The organism is Agrobacterium sp. V1 (assembly GCF_030518355.1).
GTDB lineage: Bacteria > Pseudomonadota > Alphaproteobacteria > Rhizobiales > Rhizobiaceae > Agrobacterium > Agrobacterium cucumeris.
In genome coordinates this window covers 1,135,679-1,152,224 of record NZ_JAULSF010000001.1, presented here as the reverse complement: position 1 = coordinate 1,152,224, position 16,546 = coordinate 1,135,679, and the positions used below count along the sequence as shown (strand labels likewise).

Annotated in this window: 16 protein-coding genes and 1 pseudogene; 7 read left to right on the top strand and 10 right to left on the bottom strand. The window is 50.5% G+C overall.

Annotation, left to right across the window (positions count from 1 at the left end; genetic code table 11):
- Positions 1–181: 181 nt before the first annotated feature.
- Complete coding sequence (locus QSV77_RS05645) at positions 182–1,018, bottom strand: TnsA endonuclease N-terminal domain-containing protein (RefSeq protein WP_302732795.1); 837 nt, start codon at positions 1,016–1,018, stop codon at positions 182–184.
- 773 nt (positions 1,019–1,791) lie between these two features.
- A pseudogene (locus QSV77_RS05640) lies at positions 1,792–2,044 on the bottom strand (IS3 family transposase); the annotation flags it as partial.
- A 142-nt stretch (positions 2,045–2,186) separates the two neighbouring features.
- Between QSV77_RS05640 and QSV77_RS05635 the strand changes: the two are divergent.
- Together QSV77_RS05635 and QSV77_RS05630 are read left to right on the top strand one after the other, a co-directional pair.
- The gene (locus QSV77_RS05635) at positions 2,187–2,525 is read left to right on the top strand and encodes a hypothetical protein (RefSeq protein WP_302732794.1); all 339 of its coding nucleotides are present in this window, start codon (positions 2,187–2,189) and stop codon (positions 2,523–2,525) included.
- Positions 2,522–3,607, top strand: coding sequence for an ImmA/IrrE family metallo-endopeptidase (locus QSV77_RS05630; protein WP_302732793.1), 1,086 nt, complete (start codon positions 2,522–2,524; stop codon positions 3,605–3,607). Before QSV77_RS05635 ends, QSV77_RS05630 begins: the two co-directional genes overlap by 4 nt.
- A gap of 225 nt (positions 3,608–3,832) precedes the next feature.
- On the opposite strand, the gene QSV77_RS05625 is transcribed toward QSV77_RS05630, so the two are convergent.
- The 5 genes from QSV77_RS05625 to QSV77_RS05605 form a co-directional block, all read right to left on the bottom strand.
- Entirely contained in the window at positions 3,833–4,537 is a 705-nt protein-coding gene (locus tag QSV77_RS05625; protein WP_302732792.1) for a hypothetical protein, read from the bottom strand.
- Positions 4,534–5,280, bottom strand: a complete 747-nt coding sequence (locus tag QSV77_RS05620) for a DNA-processing protein DprA (protein WP_302732791.1) — start codon at positions 5,278–5,280, stop codon at positions 4,534–4,536. The genes QSV77_RS05625 and QSV77_RS05620 overlap by 4 nt, the downstream gene beginning before the upstream one ends.
- A 116-nt stretch (positions 5,281–5,396) precedes the next feature.
- Entirely contained in the window at positions 5,397–6,467 is a 1,071-nt protein-coding gene (locus QSV77_RS05615; protein ID WP_302732790.1) for a CBASS cGAMP-activated phospholipase, read from the bottom strand.
- Complete coding sequence (locus QSV77_RS05610) at positions 6,464–6,907, bottom strand: hypothetical protein (RefSeq protein ID WP_302732789.1); 444 nt, start codon at positions 6,905–6,907, stop codon at positions 6,464–6,466. Before QSV77_RS05610 ends, QSV77_RS05615 begins: the two co-directional genes overlap by 4 nt.
- On the bottom strand, positions 6,904–8,154 hold the full coding sequence (locus QSV77_RS05605; RefSeq protein WP_302732788.1) for a nucleotidyltransferase: 1,251 nt from the start codon (positions 8,152–8,154) through the stop codon (positions 6,904–6,906). The genes QSV77_RS05610 and QSV77_RS05605 overlap by 4 nt, the downstream gene beginning before the upstream one ends.
- Before the next feature lie 201 nt (positions 8,155–8,355).
- On the opposite strand from QSV77_RS05605, the gene QSV77_RS05600 reads away from it, so the two are divergent.
- The 3 genes from QSV77_RS05600 (at position 8,356) to QSV77_RS05590 (ending at position 10,682) form a co-directional block, all read left to right on the top strand.
- On the top strand, positions 8,356–8,685 hold the full coding sequence (locus QSV77_RS05600) for a helix-turn-helix domain-containing protein (RefSeq protein WP_302732787.1): 330 nt from the start codon (positions 8,356–8,358) through the stop codon (positions 8,683–8,685).
- Positions 8,682–9,584, top strand: a complete 903-nt coding sequence (locus QSV77_RS05595; protein WP_302732786.1) for an ImmA/IrrE family metallo-endopeptidase — start codon at positions 8,682–8,684, stop codon at positions 9,582–9,584. The genes QSV77_RS05600 and QSV77_RS05595 overlap by 4 nt, the downstream gene beginning before the upstream one ends.
- Before the next feature lie 759 nt (positions 9,585–10,343).
- Positions 10,344–10,682, top strand: a complete 339-nt coding sequence (locus QSV77_RS05590) for a hypothetical protein (protein ID WP_302732785.1) — start codon at positions 10,344–10,346, stop codon at positions 10,680–10,682.
- Here the strand turns inward: QSV77_RS05590 and QSV77_RS05585 are convergent.
- From QSV77_RS05585 to QSV77_RS05575, 3 genes are all read right to left on the bottom strand, one after another.
- Entirely contained in the window at positions 10,668–10,955 is a 288-nt protein-coding gene (locus QSV77_RS05585) for a hypothetical protein (protein ID WP_302732784.1), read from the bottom strand. The two genes, QSV77_RS05590 and QSV77_RS05585, sit on opposite strands and share 15 nt — an antisense overlap.
- A 144-nt stretch (positions 10,956–11,099) precedes the next feature.
- Positions 11,100–12,131 carry a metallophosphoesterase family protein gene (locus QSV77_RS05580; RefSeq protein ID WP_302732783.1) on the bottom strand — a complete coding sequence of 344 codons (1,032 nt, stop codon included), beginning with the start codon at positions 12,129–12,131 and terminating at the stop codon, positions 11,100–11,102.
- An 18-nt stretch (positions 12,132–12,149) separates the two neighbouring features.
- Positions 12,150–14,093: a plasmid pRiA4b ORF-3 family protein gene (locus QSV77_RS05575; protein ID WP_302732782.1), complete on the bottom strand. Its 1,944-nt coding sequence runs from the start codon at positions 14,091–14,093 to the stop codon at positions 12,150–12,152.
- A gap of 253 nt (positions 14,094–14,346) precedes the next feature.
- Here QSV77_RS05575 and QSV77_RS05570 point away from each other — a divergent pair, with 253 nt between their 5' ends.
- Both QSV77_RS05570 and QSV77_RS05565 read left to right on the top strand, forming a co-directional pair.
- Positions 14,347–14,970, top strand: coding sequence for a thermonuclease family protein (locus QSV77_RS05570; protein WP_302732781.1), 624 nt, complete (start codon positions 14,347–14,349; stop codon positions 14,968–14,970).
- 63 nt (positions 14,971–15,033) lie between these two features.
- Entirely contained in the window at positions 15,034–16,479 is a 1,446-nt protein-coding gene (locus QSV77_RS05565) for a hypothetical protein (RefSeq protein ID WP_302732780.1), read from the top strand.
- The last annotated feature ends 67 nt before the right edge of the window (positions 16,480–16,546 follow it).

The window sequence follows — 16,546 nt, the reverse complement described above, 5'->3', positions numbered from 1 at the left end:
AATTCCTGTCGGACACAGCGGTCCGTTTCCGCGTGTGGCGGATTAAAATTGTTTAAAAAATGGGAAGCAGTGATTACTGGATATTGGCCAGCATCATATGGTTGGCGACCACCATAGCGGTGGTTTCCAGTATCCAGAAACGATGAGCATTGAGGACAAGGTGTCGGCAGGTTTCATGGTGTCAGCTCCTGCCGTGACGGCTTTTCACCCATGGTGCGTCTACCAGCTTTTTACCAGGCTCAGCCAACTCCAGGACACCATCATAGACGAGGCACCAGATTGCATTCAGCCCGTCAGCAAACCGCTCGAATTTACGGGCAAGCTCGTAGGCACTGACAATTCCATTGATGTCAGAAACGAGGGTGCGCATTTTTTCGCAGTCAGCTTCATCCCGGATTTTCAATGCGCGCAGGGTCCACTTTGCGTTCCATGCACGCTCACGCGTGAGAGTCCGATCCGTAATCAGGACTGCGGCATCAGCAAATCCACGAAGGTTGGGTTTGATCCGCAAGATAACATCTTCGATGCCGGACGACTTCACCTGGTCCCTTGGCTTAACGGCGAATGCGATCCGCACTCCATCACGCAGGGTCGCACGATAATCGAACGTGTGTTTGTGCTCGGTCCCATCAGCTGCGATATAATGAAGGGCTGGAGGTTGATCCTCGATATCGACAACTGAAGAGTTCGTAAGCAGCATCAGCGCGCAGGTCATCTCGTATGTGCTGGCAAAACTTACAGCACGGTTCGTTCTGGTGTCGACGAGATAACCACGACTGTGCCCTTTGGTGCGGGCAGGGGGCAGCCTTGTGGCCGTCGACTTTCCAGGTGGAGCCCAGAGTTCGACCTCCTCGATTACACCGTCATCGTCAACCGTCGATACCAGGACGATCTGGCCTGCGGGAACGAACTCGGTCGTGACTTTGATGTTGTCATTTGTGTACGGCAAGTCATCGACGTAGTTATCGATTGCGTGTTCAACTTCCGTGAGATAACGGATTACTCGTTGTGCTGGCATAGCACACTACCTCTCTAAACGCTTCCAAAAGCGCTGATAACTCTTTGCTAAAACTTACAAATACAGCCCGGAAATCAGGGGCAGCGACGTAGGAGGCAACGAGATATTGAGAGGTAAGAGACGGCCATGACGACGCGAACGCGCTTCGCGACAGACATGAGGGAGGGAACGGAAGTGAGGGCGGTGCTTACCATTGGGCCGCGCTCGCACCGATGATTACGTCCGTGTCCGGTCCTGTGTTACATGACACAGGAAAGCGGGAAGTGACGGCCGCCCCGTGAGCAGAACGCAATTTGTTCGAAATGGCGAAACCCATCAACAGATGATGGCATTCAGTTTGGGATGGGCGCATGGAAACCTCCTAGGGCGCACAAGGGTGGCAGCCCATCCGGAGGTGAGGACGTGTGTCCTTACTTCAGATGGAGCTGAGGAAGGTCTTTCCTAGAATGACGATGCGTATCATCGTGGGGCTCCGTGTTTGAAACTGGGACGGAAGATAGTCAAAGGTGGTACCGGGAGTCTAGCGGAGAAATTGCGAGTGTGGAATTATGGTTAATCTCGCTGGAAAGTCCGGGCTTTGCCAGTACGATGGAAGGGAAAAAACCTTGTTTGACGTACTGGTGTGAGACGTTATTTTGCTCCGCAGTGGTAGTGCTTATGTGTGGGCGTGAATCAATTATAGAATCCGAAATCTTAAGTAAATCGTGCCAAAGGTTAGTTGGGAAATAGCACGATTTCTGTTGAAAGGGATAGGCTAATCCCACCATATTTGCAAAATCCATGGGGCTGAGATGGCACAGTGTCGAATGGCGACGCATCGGATTGTGTAATCGCTCAATGTAATCGAACACGTCCGCCTTTGCATCGTCCCTTGGTCCTGCAAACCTTGCGAGCTGTTCTTTAAGTTTTGAGTGATGAGGAAAAGCTTTCCATCGCGGCACTGTCTCAGACATTACCAGATCGGCTGATCGAGCAAGTGATCCCGAGATCGGCCATGAGACGCGGGAACTGCTCGCTTGTATATTGTCAACTGAGGACAAAGCGATGTGTTTACCGCTCTTCCAAAAGCGACCTTGAGTGGCAGAGGATTATGGGAGATTATTTTATAATCGAATCTCGGCCTTGATGTCGTTTGATTTTCTTTACGTAATAGGTTAAGGAAAAAGCATTGCAGCTTGCATACAGCACCAGCAAGATACAGAAGCTGGCTACAACCGAGAAGGAACTGGTGAAAGCTTTTGGTGCCAATGTAGCAAAGGCCATTCAAATGAGGATTGCGGTGTTGTTGGCGGTTCCGTCGCTGATTGACGTACCGTCCGAGCCACCAGAGAGGCGTCATTTGCTTATTGGTAAGCGGAATGGTCAATGGTCGATAGCTGCTCGCAACGGTATATGTATCTGCGTAGTACCCAACCAAGTGCCACTTCCGTTGAATGACGATGGAAGCATCGATTTGACCAAAGTTGTATCTGTCGAAATTGTATACATAGGGGATTATCACAAATGAGTTACGGACATACCGAAACCGACTACATAGTTTCTCCTGGCGACGTGCTGGAGGACTACCTAGATTCTCGTGAAATCTCGAAACAAGAATTTGCGACCCGCTGTGACCGCTCTGCCAAATTTATCAGTGAGATAATCGCAGGTAAGGCTACGCTCACCGAGGAAACGGCGATTCAGTTTGGTCGCGTATTGAACACTAATCCAATTATGTGGGTTGAGCTTGAGAGTAGTTACCGGCTTAAACTTGCTCAAAAGAGGGATGCGGAAGACCTCGCGGCAAATAAGAAGTGGCTAGCTGAATTTCCTGTAAAAGATATGCAGAAGTTTGGTGTCATTGAGAAGGGTTTACCTCTCTCAGAGGTGGCGCAGGCGGTGCTGGCCTTTTTTAAAGTTGCCTCACCTAGCGCTCTCCAGAACGTGTTTGCCAAGCAGACCGAGACGCTTGCATTTAGGCGATCCAAATCACTAGAAAGCCACCCCCATGCCGTGATGACTTGGTTACAATGGGGCGAAGCTATAGCTCGCACAATTGAAGTGAAAGATTACAGCGCATCACAGTTCAAATCGCTTCTAAAAGAAATTCGAGCGCTGACTGTTGATGAGTCGCCGGACTTTGCTGACCGAATGACAGCGTTATGCGCAGAGGCTGGCGTTCGTTTAGTTTTCACGCCGGAATTGAAAGGGACATGTCTGAGCGGTGCAACTAGGTGGGTTGGTGACAATCCGATCATTCAGTTGAGTCTACGCCACAAAAGTGATGATCATCTTTGGTTCACGTTCTTTCATGAAGCTGGCCATGTACTTCTCCATGGAAAAAAGGCGGTTTTCCTAGATGAGGGTAAAGCTAATTTCAAAGACGATAAAGAGAATGAGGCGGATGAGTTCGCACAGGACTTTTTGATCCCGAGAAATGCCTGGGAAGCGTTTATTGCGGTGAGGCCTTTTACTGAAGCTAGAATGATAAAGCTCGCAAATGACCACAAGATCGCGCCAGGCATCGTATTAGGTCGATTGCAGCACGTTGGGCTTTTCCCTCACCCGACAAAGCTGAATTATCTCAAGAAACGGCTTACTTGGGAATAAAATCGCGCCTGGAATGTTGCCGTCGTGAGACCAAACCCGACACTAAATCCAAGAACCTTTATGACCGCCATCTTTACTTGTCTTTGCCGCGTTGTCGGTCGTGTGATTATGACATCGAGTAAAGGATAGAAACGATGGGTATGGAAGACGTTGCCATAAACTACCAAAATCCAGCTGGAATGTGTTCTCGGAATGATTGGAAAGTAGGCTTCAATAGTCTCCGAATTATACGACAATAGCCCCCGGCGGTATAATTGGTGGTATATGCGAAAAAAGATCAGCGATCCTCTGTGGGTTCCGCTCAACGACCCGCCACCCTGGAGCATCCGGTCGAACGCCATTTTCAACCACATCAAAGATCGAGTAAACGCCGACAACGTTGTATCCCGCTTCGGTGAGCTTGATCTTCGAGGCTGCCAATTGAGACCCGGTCGTTACAAAATCGTCAAACAGAACAATTGGCTTATCGCATCCACATGTCACCCGTAGCGCGTCAACATGATTGTCGATCATACGCGCTCGCTGATTTAGATGAGCTTTTCCCATCTCCTCGTGCCAACGCAGCATGTCTTTTGCCTCCGAGCCGAGGAAGCCTCTTGCTGCTACCGAACTTGCAATTTGAAAAGTACGGAAAACGTTATTCTGCCCGATGACGCCATTTCCGTTCGGCACTGGAACCACTGTGACGGGGTAGGGGTGGTCAGCAGTAATGCGGGCTCCAAAAAGGCGGTCAATTTCGCGGCGAAAATAGACAACATTCGCGGCGTCAATCTTGCTGGGTACGCCATTGATCGGAAACATGAAGCGGCCATTGAGGTCTTCGCCTTTCACCACCTTCTTCATGTGGATCGCGTCCCACTCAACCTGATTTCTGTCTGGCCGTTTTTCGGCACTATAAGGTATGAAGCAGGTCACGAAAATCTGGGTCATCTGGCTATTGCCTCAAGGATTTCATTAGTATCCGTCAGCACCCTAGTTTTGGGGTGTTTCAGGAATTTCGCAGGCCATGTGAGTGTTGGATCATCCACGACTGATTTCATAATAAAGAGCCAACGGTTGTTTCGTTGGCATTCGACCGCCTGGTGCAGTGTGCCGGAAGTGTCCGAGGCTTCGACGATCACAGTCGCGTCGCTGAGTACGGCCATCACTTTGTTACGGGCGGGAAAATTCGACTTGTAAACCTGTTCGCCCACATTGAAGGGAGAAATCAGAAGATGGTGGCTATAGATGTCGACCTGCAGTTCTGCGTTCTCGGCCGGATACGCTTTATCCAGCGGCGTCCCGATCACTGCGGCTGTTGACCCTCCTGCAGCAATCGCGCTTGTATGCGCTACTGTGTCAACGCCCTTCGCCAACCCACTCATGACCAGGGCCCCGGCCTCACCTAGTTGGGTAGCCAACTTCTTAGCACGTCTGGTGCCCTCGGCGCTGATTTGTCTTGTTCCTACAATTGAGACGGTTGGCCGAGCAAGCAGATTCAGGTTCCCGGCATAGTATACGAACGTATCCCGTTCTCCGTATTCACGTAGGAGGTCGGCTTGGCCAAGGTCGTTCGCAGATCGCCCAAACTGATGCAGCACTGACTGAAGAGTTGCCGTGCGGATGTATTCGGGACGAATGTACCTCGGCCCACGCCTGGTTCGATTTAATGATCCTTCGGCCTGCGTTTTCATGGCACGGATGATACCTGTGAAGAGGTCGATTCGGTAGCGCCACCCGATGCTGATGGTAATCTCGCAGCGCCGATGATGGTGGGCTCATTGAAAAGCCAACGTTTACAATGAATAAATCATGCACCTCGCTGTGAAACTGTCGATTTCATTGGGCTTGGAATGAAAAGGTCTGCCTCATCCTGAAGAAACATCACATCGATCAATTGGCCGGTACTTTCTGCCGAGTTCCGTGCCAAGCGAGGAAGTTCCTTTTTTGACTGGGCGACATCATCCAAGGCGATCTGCCGATCTCTTTCGTCAACGTCGATGCGGATAATGTTACGCCTTTGGATGAGGAGACCCGCCTGGCCGATAGCATTCTTCGACTGGCCACGAGAAGCCATCTTGTAAAGGGGAGGAACACCTACAGATATACCCCAGCCGTTTATCCCGCCTGTCAACTGCGCTTGCTTTAGGTTCAAGGCCTCTTCGCCGGTGCCCAAAGAGAGTATTCGGATATTTTCAAGGGGCACATCGTAGCATGCGATGACGTCGATCAGCGCGTTCATGACCGGATTGTTGGCCCAAACACCACCATCAATCATGATGTGCCCGTTGTTATCGACTGCTGCAAAATAGGCCGGTGCCGCCGTCGTATGCAAGGCGGCGTCAACAAACGTCTTGTGGCGATCTAACTGATAGTCCGGATGATGAGGCGTTTTATAGATGTAGGGCTCGCCGTGCACCGCCTCGAAGGTTGGAATGACCAGCCTCGTTGAAGCGTCGTTCAGGACTTTGCCGCCGAAAATCCTTAGCAGTTCATTCTTCAGTATGCGCTGGTCGTGCTTCGGCTTGGTGAGAAACCGTATTGATTTCATCAGGCCTCCAAGCCCCTTTGGTGCCGGAAAGATTGTGTCACCGCGCTCGGTGTAGATTTCGAGTACCTGCTTGGCTGTCATACCATGTGCGAGACCCAGTGCAACGATGCCTCCGGTCGAGGTTCCTGCGATCATATCGAAGTATGATGTGATGGCTTTCCCGTTCAGGAAGCGATTTTCGATTTCCGCCAGGTAGGCGGCCGGGAAAATGCCCCTTATGCCACCACCATCGACAGAGAGAATCCGAAATAACCGATCCTTGGGCCACGATTGTTTTTGACGTCCACGGTGATTGGTGCCGTCAGATCGAGGTGGTGCAATATAGTTCATGTCGAGGTTTCCTCAGACAGTGGGGTCGGATGGCGGCCCCCGCCAGACCAGACACCTGTCATTAGCCAGAATTCGTAAAAGGTAAGCCACTCAATTGTCCACGGGATGATCTTTTCAGCGATCAGCATCGTGGAATTCCATTCATCGGCTTTAGGATCGAACAGGCAAAGCGTCGGGTCGCTGGAGGGGCCATACACATGAGGAAGAGAGCCTTCCTCATTTCCAGGCAAACGCTCAAGCTCCGGCGACAGAACCCGGACCTGTGGGTAAGTTCCCACTACGTATCGGACCTCGACTCGATACGTAGTGAATTGCGGTTTCAAAATACCGGACCAGATAACACAATGGTTGACGCGATCACGCTTGCTGAGGCGAAACATCGGCCAGGCAGAAGCCATTGCATCGATCTGTTGCGCGAGTGTTTTGCGACGGCCGCTCATACCGTTCCGTCCCCGAAGTAAGTGTGTGGAGATGCTCGAACAGGAGAGGTGTACGCCGTCGTGAGAGGTACACCTGCTGCCGCAGGAACGAGAATTCCGCCACGCTTGGTATAGCCCTGAGTGCCAACCGCTGCTGCCGCCTGTGCGTCCCGGGCCATCATATCAACCGCCTTGGTCACAACACGGTCACCAAACATATCGCGTAGCCAATCCTGAAGCTTGTTCGCCAACATGTCGCCAGATAGGGCGGCTTCTAGGCCTCTGATCAATTCCTTAAGATCATTGGCGAAGCGGTTTTGCTGGTCAACGTTTTCGGGCCATCTATCCGTGAACACGTCATCGGCATAAACCGGATTTGCAAAATGAACCAGACGGCCATAAAGCGAGGCGTTCGCGATATCCCTAACAATGTTGCGGGACACGCGAAGTAGCATTTCGGTCAACGAACTTCCCGACGATGCTGACATAGCGCAGTAATATGACAGCAAGACACTGGGCGGCATCCTGCCCGAACGGTCGGCATACCGGATGTTGCGATACCGCTTCAGCAATTGAAGGGCCAAGGTCGCAGTGTTCTTTACGACGAATTGCGTTTGAACAGGTACGGGGTCAACATCAGCGTCGGCTCTTGCGCGATTCTGAGCCGCCCACTTCCTGGAGAAAGCTGCAACGACCCGCCGTTCGATAGGCGTCTTCTTCTTGTACCATTCGACAAAGCCATAGGCGTTCATCGGCACCTCGAAGTCTTCGTCGGACACATTCGGGCCACGGGCATGCATGATGACGCTCTGGCGCTCAGTCGTCCCCCAATCACGGAGCGAAGGCGTGATGTCCAGATGCATGTTGTCGGCGTAGTAGATTGTAACGCAGCGCGTTTGGCGGACGACGGTTAGCCCTCGATACCCGATCAGAGCTTTCTCAAGTTCGGTGAGAATGTAATTCGGCGACTTCGAATGGAATTCGTCGCCTAACTGAGCAACGATATCGAGATCGTATTCGTCATCGGTACCACGGTTTGAAATAGTGGCATCAATCGCCATCGAACCCTGGGGATAGAAATGCTCTACCTGACCGCAGAAAGATGAGCTGGTAGATTCAAGGTATTTTCGTACAGCGTCGTAACGGCCGACAGCCTTATCGTGAAGCGATGGTGGCAGCTGCACGCTAAATGCGATCTCCGCGAGGATTGCGTCAACGCGGTTTGAAAAAGGATCAATTCCGTCGATAGTCGTGATATATTGGTTCAATTGTCTTCTCCAGTTGTTTTGTGTGATGCGCGTCTTTGTTTGTCATCGTGTGCTCCCCTTGCATGATGTGCGAGTTCGCTAAAACTTAATTAAAAAGTTCGCTACTCCGAACTAGATGTATGACTCTTGATTTCCGAAGTCAAGGGCCATAAAGTACGTCTACTCCGAACGTGTGGAAAAACTAAAAAAAGAGAGAATCGGATGGTACAGAATACTTTTGGAGCGCGGATCAAAGCGCTGCGTACAGAAAAGAAGCTGACGTTGGACCAACTCGGCGAGTTGTCCGGCACATCAAAGAGCTACGTCTGGGAATTGGAAAACAAAGCTCCGCCCAGGCCATCAGCAGAGAAATTGTCAGAAATCGCAAAGGCGCTCGGAGTCACAGCGGACTATCTGATTGGAAGCGATGATACGACCCGCAAAGAGGCCGAGGATGTTGCATTTTTCCGCCAGTACAGTGGTTTGCCCGACGAGACCAGAAAGCACCTCCGCGATATGGCTGACTCCTTGGCGAAGATGACCAAGAAATGAGCATTCCCATTTCTCCGAAGCCGTTGGTCGAGGCGAACCGCATCACAAAGATGCTCGATATGGTCTTTGGTGACGACAGATTTGACCGCCATCCGGTCGATGTCGAGAATCTGTCTGTTGAATACTCAAGGCAGATCGCACCGCATTCACCGATCCATCAAGTTGTAGGACGAGATTTGCCTGGCTGTGTAGGTGCGTTGGTATACAGCGATACCTCTCCCCGGCAGTGGGGTATTCTTTATGACAACGGTCAGCCAGAAACCCGCCGGGCTTTTACCATCGCGCATGAGTTCGGGCACTACGTCCTTCACCGGGGACTCGTCGAACAAGATGAGCGCTTCGATGGAGGGATTTATTGTGACGAGAACAGTGTTGATCGTCGTGCTGGGGAAGGCATCGAAAAGGAAGCAGATCAGTTCGCTGCTGCACTATTGATGCCGTTTCACGATTTCAGAAGACAAATTTCATCGAAAGAACAACCGAGCCTTGAACGGCTGGGGGAGGTGGCCAAGCGATACGGCGTGTCGTTGACTGCTGCGATACTGCGATGGTTGGAATACACGGAATCGCGCTCAATGCTCATCCTATCCAATGAGGGTTTCGCCCTCTGGGCAAAATCAAGCGAGCCAGCATTAAAATCAGGCCGCTACATTCGCACCAAGAATGACATGTTCGAGTTGCCGCAACTGTCTGCCACCGTCCGGCAGGATTTTGGTCTCAGCATTGGCGTTAAGCATCCTGTAGGTGTCTGGTTCAATGAGCCCGCAACAGAGATGTGCTTTCGGTCAGATCGTTACGATCAGGAAATCACCTTACTGCATTTCGAAGGCCTTGGGCCGCGATTTCAGTCCGAGGAGGTGATTGAGGATGTGTTCGACCGGTTCAATTCGAGGCAATGACCGCTCCACCGACAAAAGATGCTAACATTTGCTGAGATTACGCCGCTTTCTCATGATCGGTTCTCTTCATTCTCCGCCCGTTTCTTACCCTATGTCGCTCTGTTTCTTACCCTATGTCGCTCTATAGCATGAGTGTCAGGACACCTCTTTCGGCATCTTCAGCAAAACCAAACTGCTCGATGAGTATTTTGTCATAAATGGTGCCGTGCCAATCCCCTTTTCGGCCAGACCCATCTTATGACACCAGCTTCTCGTAGGCCAGCTTCAACAATCCGTACCGTATCCTAGAAGTACCCTATTCTTACGGCAAGTTCCTCGTCAGGATCGATGGCATTCCAATCTCTAACTCCAGTAGAACGCTCTATACCGTTATTACGGCATTCCACGCCTCAACTTTGATGTCGTTATTGCTGAAGAAGAGCTTGAAGCCACCTACATCAACCGACCTGTTGCATTCGCGAAAATATGAGCTGTGGTCTTTCGCGTATATGATTTAGGATTGGCAGCAGGGGATGCTGCAAACGACACGAAAAAACCAACCCACAATGCTTTGACGGCGCAGGTTCAGGCTGTACTCTTTTCCCATCGGAATTGGCTGCTCAAACGTATGTGGCGACGGGACCTTGTTTGCTCAGGGGTATGAGGCGACTCCATCGAAAGACGTTGACGCTGCCTGCTGAAGTAAGCCAGCCAATTCCGATGAAATTAACCCGAAGTTCATCGACATAGCCGAGGTTGCCGCAAAATCGGAGAAATCACGTGTCGATAACGATTGAATTCCTTAAAAACGAATCGGGTGTGGCCGAGTATTCGGTGGCAATTAACGGCTTCAGCCCAACGAAATGTGGACTAGGTTCGGTTGGCCGGGCGAAGGCCTTGAGTGTTCTGGAATTTGCCACACTAGAAGATGAAATACGGGCTGCAATCGAAGAGGGTTTGCAAAGGCTTGAAGAAGAAGCTGAGCACAAAGCGGCTATGTTGCTTCAGACTTCAGGTGGAGAATTCTCAATAACTGTAACACGTGACTCCGAAGTGGAAGAGCCTGAGGATATTTGGGATTACACCCATAGAGTTGTGAAGGTTTCAAGCGGCCCTTGATGTTTCATTTTCCCTCATCCAAATTCCTAACTTAGCGGCCTCAACGTAAACCCAATCAAAAAGACGGGGGTCAATGTCTCTATTATAGGCCGTTTTTTGCCTAATCCTCTCCTGCCAATATTCGAGCGACCACAGATCACGCTTTTCAATAGATACAAGTAGCATATGTATTGCAAATGGCGCTGACCACCTACCTGTTGCTTTCACTGAAGCGCGTCTCTCGCGGATTAAATCTTCAAGTCTTTTAAACTCGCTCGGAAATTCAATTTGCATTTAATTCTCCCCATTTAGAAGAATTTTGAGCTTGTTTTCCCGTCGGCGCAACGTTGTTCAAACGCTTTAGAGATGACGCATTGTATTGATCCTGGATGATTTCCGTCCAGTCTGACCAAGGCCAATTCAAGCGAGAAGTTTAGTTTAGAATAGGAAGGGAGCGCCCGGCATATGAAAACCCGTCTCAAGTTCCCAGTTTTCTTGCCAATTATGGTCTAGTTCCAGATCGAGACTTTTTACGGAAAAACCAGTACCCTCGGACCATTGCATAATGGCATAATTGCCAACGTTTAGATTTCGAAACTGTTTGAAATGATCGCCTGGCAAAAACGTTTTGGGCCGAATTAGCCTTCGCCTATCGAGTACAGAAACATTGACGTACTGCGTCCCTTTGAACTTGGTTTCAGTGAAGCCGTGTCGATGACCAAATAAGAAAATCGGTAGACCTTCAAAATCGACATTCGTTTTGGAAAGTCGTTCATGAGTAACAACAACTATCCGACTTTTGGATGTGTTCAGGTTTCTAATGGCATCGCTGAGGGCTTGACGATTCCGGCGGAGGGACTCGTCGAACACCATTGATTGATCATGGCGATACAAGTGATATGCCTCGGAGCTTTCTATTTCAGCGACTGCACTCGAAAGTGCTCCGAGGTTTCTGCGACGCTCGGCATCTAAAGCATCAAGCTTTCTCTGAGAGGGCTTCCGCCGTGAAGTTGCAATCAGCTCTTGCTTTGAAACAGCATACGTCAATTCGATATCGGATTTTACCTGTTCTTCCGTTGCCCGCGCAGCATTCATCTCTTTGATAATGGTGCAATGGGCGTCGTCTACATCTTTCTGCAGCAATTGCCACTCTGGGTTCCGTCCCCAGTGTGTCGGGCATCCGCTAAAACCAGCGAATGTAATTTGCCCTACCTTGAAAGGTGCCAGGTGCAAGTGATGACAACCACTACCAAACGAAGCAAAGTAATCGAGTTTGTAGTCCCAATTCCCATACACATACAACACCGGGCATCCGAACGTGGCGAAGACATCGAAAATCTCCCGGGTCCTATTGGAGCCGATGTCACCGGCGATGATGAGGGCATCAAACCCGTTTGCTTCCTGCGACCGCATTTTCTGGACGGCTGCAAGGTTGTCATGAATGTCGGAAACGAGCAGAAACCTCACCATAGACCGTAACAAACACCTTCAGACTCGATATAATTCCGCGATACTCCAGAATTGGCATGTCTCTGTAGTCAAGCTTGGTTCACCAATTCTGGTGATATCGAATGGTGCTGTCATATTGATTCCGATTGCCTTTTGGGTGACCGCACTTGCGATGCGGGCTTTGGCTCGGCGCTCCGGACTTCCGCCAGTGAATCCAGATAATTCTGTGATGCCCTTGCTGATGAGCAGTTGCACAGCTTTTGTCATAGCAATGCCTTTTGAGAGGTTTTGGTCTGCCAAGGCGGCGCGGACGTCGTCGGCATGGTCTCGAACACCCCGTGCAATGGAGCGCAGATCATTACAGTTGCGAACAACGGGCTCATCCACGATACCGCCACCGAAGAGATGAATCTTGACGCCAGCGAGCTTCGAAATCCGCTTCACGAAATCTACTTCTTCCTCATTCAATGCGAAATGAACGAGAACCTCTTTTCCCCTGCCTTTGGTTATTGCCAGATCAGGATGGAATACGCCTGCACGTTTGTCATCCTGCCACCGTAGCGCTTTCGGGAACGATCTGAACGAAACCACGTCGCCGCTGAGATCAAGAAAAGGGCTGATTTCAGCAAGGAGATATCGGAGCGGGACTGTCTTCCCCATCTTGGTCGATTGAGTGAACGCCATTCCGTCAGTTACATCACTGATCCAGTCCCGGTCAAAGTCCTCTTCAGCGAAGTCCTCGACCGATATCACCGTGACACCGTTACTTGGATAGCGGGATTGAATCGTGGGTCTTGGATATTCTTCCCGCAGATGCTGCGCCGTGATCTTGACGTTCTGGCGACGGTCCCACTCATCATGCCATGTTGCTGGAATATCAAAATCGGTGGAGAGCAGGGCCTCGTTTATCCCATCAATGTCGAGGGCATCAGGATCGAAGTTGCGGCCATATCCGCACTGTTGCAGCCAATCGAGTGTCTCAGCATCGGCTTTTCCTTTGCGTAGGGCAGTAGCAAGATCGTTCCAATGCTTGGAGCCTCCACTATTCTCCACGATGAAGCCACCGGAGCCATCTACGAGAACCGGCCGTACAGGTCGGTCAAGACGTGGAATTTTGTCGGCGACCTTTATCATGTGTTTCCAGTTATCTCCGAAGTCGTAGAGATATTGAAACTTTGGAAAGAGATCGTGGACCTGATTGAGGGCGATCAATCGTTCATCAATCGCTTGAGAGTCGGAAATCGACCCCCCACTAAGCTCTTTGATGTTCCCTATGGTAAGACCACAATGGAACTCATGGAGATGAGCCCATCGCCATCCGAATATTGTTTGGATGGTGCAATGAAGGTCCGCAAACGTTGCATTCTCCGGGATTAGTATCTCACGCCAGATCAAGGGCCGGGTCCCGGTCAACTCGATACGCAGCCTAAGCATTTCGGGAATGTGCGGATTCGAAGCCTGTTGCTTCATTTTGCCCATCACAATTTCAAAGGGGCTCTCGCCGTTCGGAAACCGTCGCTCACCAGGTTGGACATCCTGCACGTTGACAATGTGAACTCCCCAACGATCATTGCGCTCTAGGGTTATCTCAACGCCGCGTCGCGCTAGGCAGGAGACAATTGCATCCTGAACCGCTGTTGTTGATAAAACTGATCCAACTTCGGTGCCATTGATTGATCGCAAGGAAACGCCAGAGAAGGTCGCCAAATCAGCCTGACTGATCCCAGCACCCGCACGTGCGACAGAGATAACGTACCCGAAGTCATTTTCAGACTGTTTGGGAAAAGTAACAAGTTGGTCGTCTTCATAGACAGTCACAGATCGCGTTGCGAGCGTTCGCTGTACCGCGATCTTACTGTCTTGATCTTTTCCTGCTTCCAATGCACGGATTATGCTAACGGGCAGCGCGCACAGTCTCGCCATTTCAGCCTTATTGAGGCGAGCTGCAACACGCGCTGCGGCGTAAATTTTTCCTGAACTCATCTGAATACACCCAAACAAAAGCGCATGATCGTGTTTAATATACGCAGCATTGCGTATTTTGCAAACGCCGTGGTTCAGTCAGCTCGTTGCGGAGTCGCGCATGGGCTTCCGAATGCAATAGAACGCGGTCAATTCAGTTCTTCACCATTTTCAAAAGTATTAAGTCATACTGTTGTTGCCATCCCCCTCTGGTTGAATTAGCGTCCGCTACAGGGCTAAGAGGTTGGTTTTGCGAATTTTGTACATATTATTCATGCTGGCGTTTGTCAGTGCGACGCATGCGGATGTGAGTACCCGCGTTGTCGACGGTGACACTCTCAAGATCAATGGAATTACATACAGGTTGCATGGGATCGATGCACCTGAGGCAAGCCAATTGTGCGATTTGCCAAAAGGCGAAAAGTGGGCTTGCGGTCAAAAGTCGACGGAAGAATTGCAAGACCTTATCGCCGGACAAACAGTGAGATGCGAAGATCGAGGCCACGATATCTACGGTCGCATTCTCGCTGCATGCTGGGCTGGCAAGCAAGAAATCAATGCGCACATGGTCAATGTCGGCCTTGCATGGGCGTTCCGCAGATACTCCTTGGACTACGTTGAACACGAAGGTGCTGCGCGCGAAGCTGCGATTGGCATCTGGCAGTTCGAGACCGAAACCGCGTGGGATTTTCGTGCACAAAAATGGAATGTCTCTGTAAAGAGCGGAGACAATGAAGATTGCCCGATCAAGGGTAATATCAACCGGAAAAATGAGCGCATTTATCACGTCCCGTGGTCAAAGGACTACAACAAGACCAAAATTGATGCCTCAAAAGGCGAGAAATGGTTCTGCTCTGAAGCGGAAGCTATCGCTGCTGGATGGCGTGCTCCCTTTTGAGGAAGTCAGTAACGCAGTAAGACCCTCCACACCGACATTTCAACACCTACAATCGTGAAATAAATGGCAAAACGCTTCGAAGCACTAAATCGCCTGATGGACAGTGTACGTGATTCAAATCACGACTTTCGCATCACGACTGATCCATTTCCTCCGCTTGACGCCGAGAAGGTGGAGAAAACACTCGATATCTCACGAAAAGGCACTGAGAATGGCGTTGAAAACAAGCCTGTACCATCTGCTAAATCTCGCGACGAGGCTGAACAGAGCATCGTTGCGCGCGTGGAGGCGGAGCGTGACGCATCGTATCAGATACTTGAAGACCAACTTCACACCTACAGCTCACGCATGCGGAATCTTGACTTCGATGGGCATTTCGGGCGCATCCGCCAGGCAAATGTTTCCTCGTTGACAGATTTCAAAGCCGACGTCGCTGGCGGAACCGACGTGCTTTTCGGATTTCGTAAAAAGCTCCGCGAAGCTGACGATGAGTTAGTTCATTTCAAGGATCGGAATGGGCTTCGGCGGGTCGCGCAGACCAAATCGCAGTTTGCGACCATCGTAAAGTGGCTTGTTATCGTCGCGCTCTTGATTTTCGAGACCGTGGTGAATGGTCTTTACTTGGCTAAAGGCAGCGATGAGGGTGTGATCGGCGGTATCGCTATCGCGATGGGATTTGCAATCACCAATGTTTTAGGCACGGTAGTGATTGCCTGGACGATGATACCGAATATCGTCCACAGGTCTTTTTTCCGTAAAATATGGGGCTTTTTGGGAGTTCTCCTCTGGCTGGCTCTGGCTATCGGCATCAATTTAGCGATGGCTCATTACAGAGAGGCCTCGACAGGTGATGACGTTCAAATAAGTGCTCTTGTCATGGACCGGCTGAAGACAGCGACCTTCAACTTCCAAGAAATTGATTCTTGGATGCTGTTCGGCGCAGGCTTCATGTTTTCCGTGATTGCGATGCTCGACGTCCTCAGCATTCGCGATATCTACCCCGGATATGGCGGCGTCTATCAGCGTTACGTGGATGCCGAAGAGAACTATGCCTTTCAAAAAGAAGACTTGATCGGAGAGCTGAAACTCATCCGTGACGACCATAACGATAAAGTTGAAATGATCATCCGTGATCTTTCCATTCGGCGTCGAGAGAGTGCATCAATTATAGAGAACCGAGCCAGGATCATACGACTGTTCAACGAGCAGCAGGATCGCCTTGAAGAGGTAGCTCGCACCCTAATCGGGGCCTACCGCGAAGCCAATCGGCAAGCTCGTACGAAACCTGAACCGAAATACTTTTCAAACCAATTCAAACTTGATCGACGTAAAGCGGTGATCTCCTCAGTAAATGAGTGGACTGACCAAGAACTTGCTGACCGTATCAAGCATGCTGAAGCAGAACTTGCGGACCAGATGAAAAAGATCGGCGATGAATTCGAGGCCGCTGTATCCGCCTACCGTCAGTTGGATGACCTTTTCCCGGAGGCTAACAATGGCAAGGCATAGATCGAGAAAAAAAGGACCTTCAGCAGGTGCTATATTGGGCGCTGTCTCACTCGTCCTTTGCATTATA

Coding starts and splice junctions, on each gene's coding strand:
- QSV77_RS05645 (WP_302732795.1), bottom strand. CDS start 1,018: ATGCCAGCACAACGAGTAATCCGTTATCTCACGGAAGTTGAACACGCA.
- QSV77_RS05630 (WP_302732793.1), top strand. CDS start 2,522: ATGAGTTACGGACATACCGAAACCGACTACATAGTTTCTCCTGGCGAC.
- QSV77_RS05625 (WP_302732792.1), bottom strand. CDS start 4,537: ATGACCCAGATTTTCGTGACCTGCTTCATACCTTATAGTGCCGAAAAA.
- QSV77_RS05620 (WP_302732791.1), bottom strand. CDS start 5,280: ATGAAAACGCAGGCCGAAGGATCATTAAATCGAACCAGGCGTGGGCCG.
- QSV77_RS05615 (WP_302732790.1), bottom strand. CDS start 6,467: ATGAACTATATTGCACCACCTCGATCTGACGGCACCAATCACCGTGGA.
- QSV77_RS05610 (WP_302732789.1), bottom strand. CDS start 6,907: ATGAGCGGCCGTCGCAAAACACTCGCGCAACAGATCGATGCAATGGCT.
- QSV77_RS05600 (WP_302732787.1), top strand. CDS start 8,356: ATGGTACAGAATACTTTTGGAGCGCGGATCAAAGCGCTGCGTACAGAA.
- QSV77_RS05595 (WP_302732786.1), top strand. CDS start 8,682: ATGAGCATTCCCATTTCTCCGAAGCCGTTGGTCGAGGCGAACCGCATC.
- QSV77_RS05585 (WP_302732784.1), bottom strand. CDS start 10,955: ATGCAAATTGAATTTCCGAGCGAGTTTAAAAGACTTGAAGATTTAATC.
- QSV77_RS05580 (WP_302732783.1), bottom strand. CDS start 12,131: ATGGTGAGGTTTCTGCTCGTTTCCGACATTCATGACAACCTTGCAGCC.
- QSV77_RS05575 (WP_302732782.1), bottom strand. CDS start 14,093: ATGAGTTCAGGAAAAATTTACGCCGCAGCGCGTGTTGCAGCTCGCCTC.
- QSV77_RS05570 (WP_302732781.1), top strand. CDS start 14,347: ATGCTGGCGTTTGTCAGTGCGACGCATGCGGATGTGAGTACCCGCGTT.
- QSV77_RS05565 (WP_302732780.1), top strand. CDS start 15,034: ATGGCAAAACGCTTCGAAGCACTAAATCGCCTGATGGACAGTGTACGT.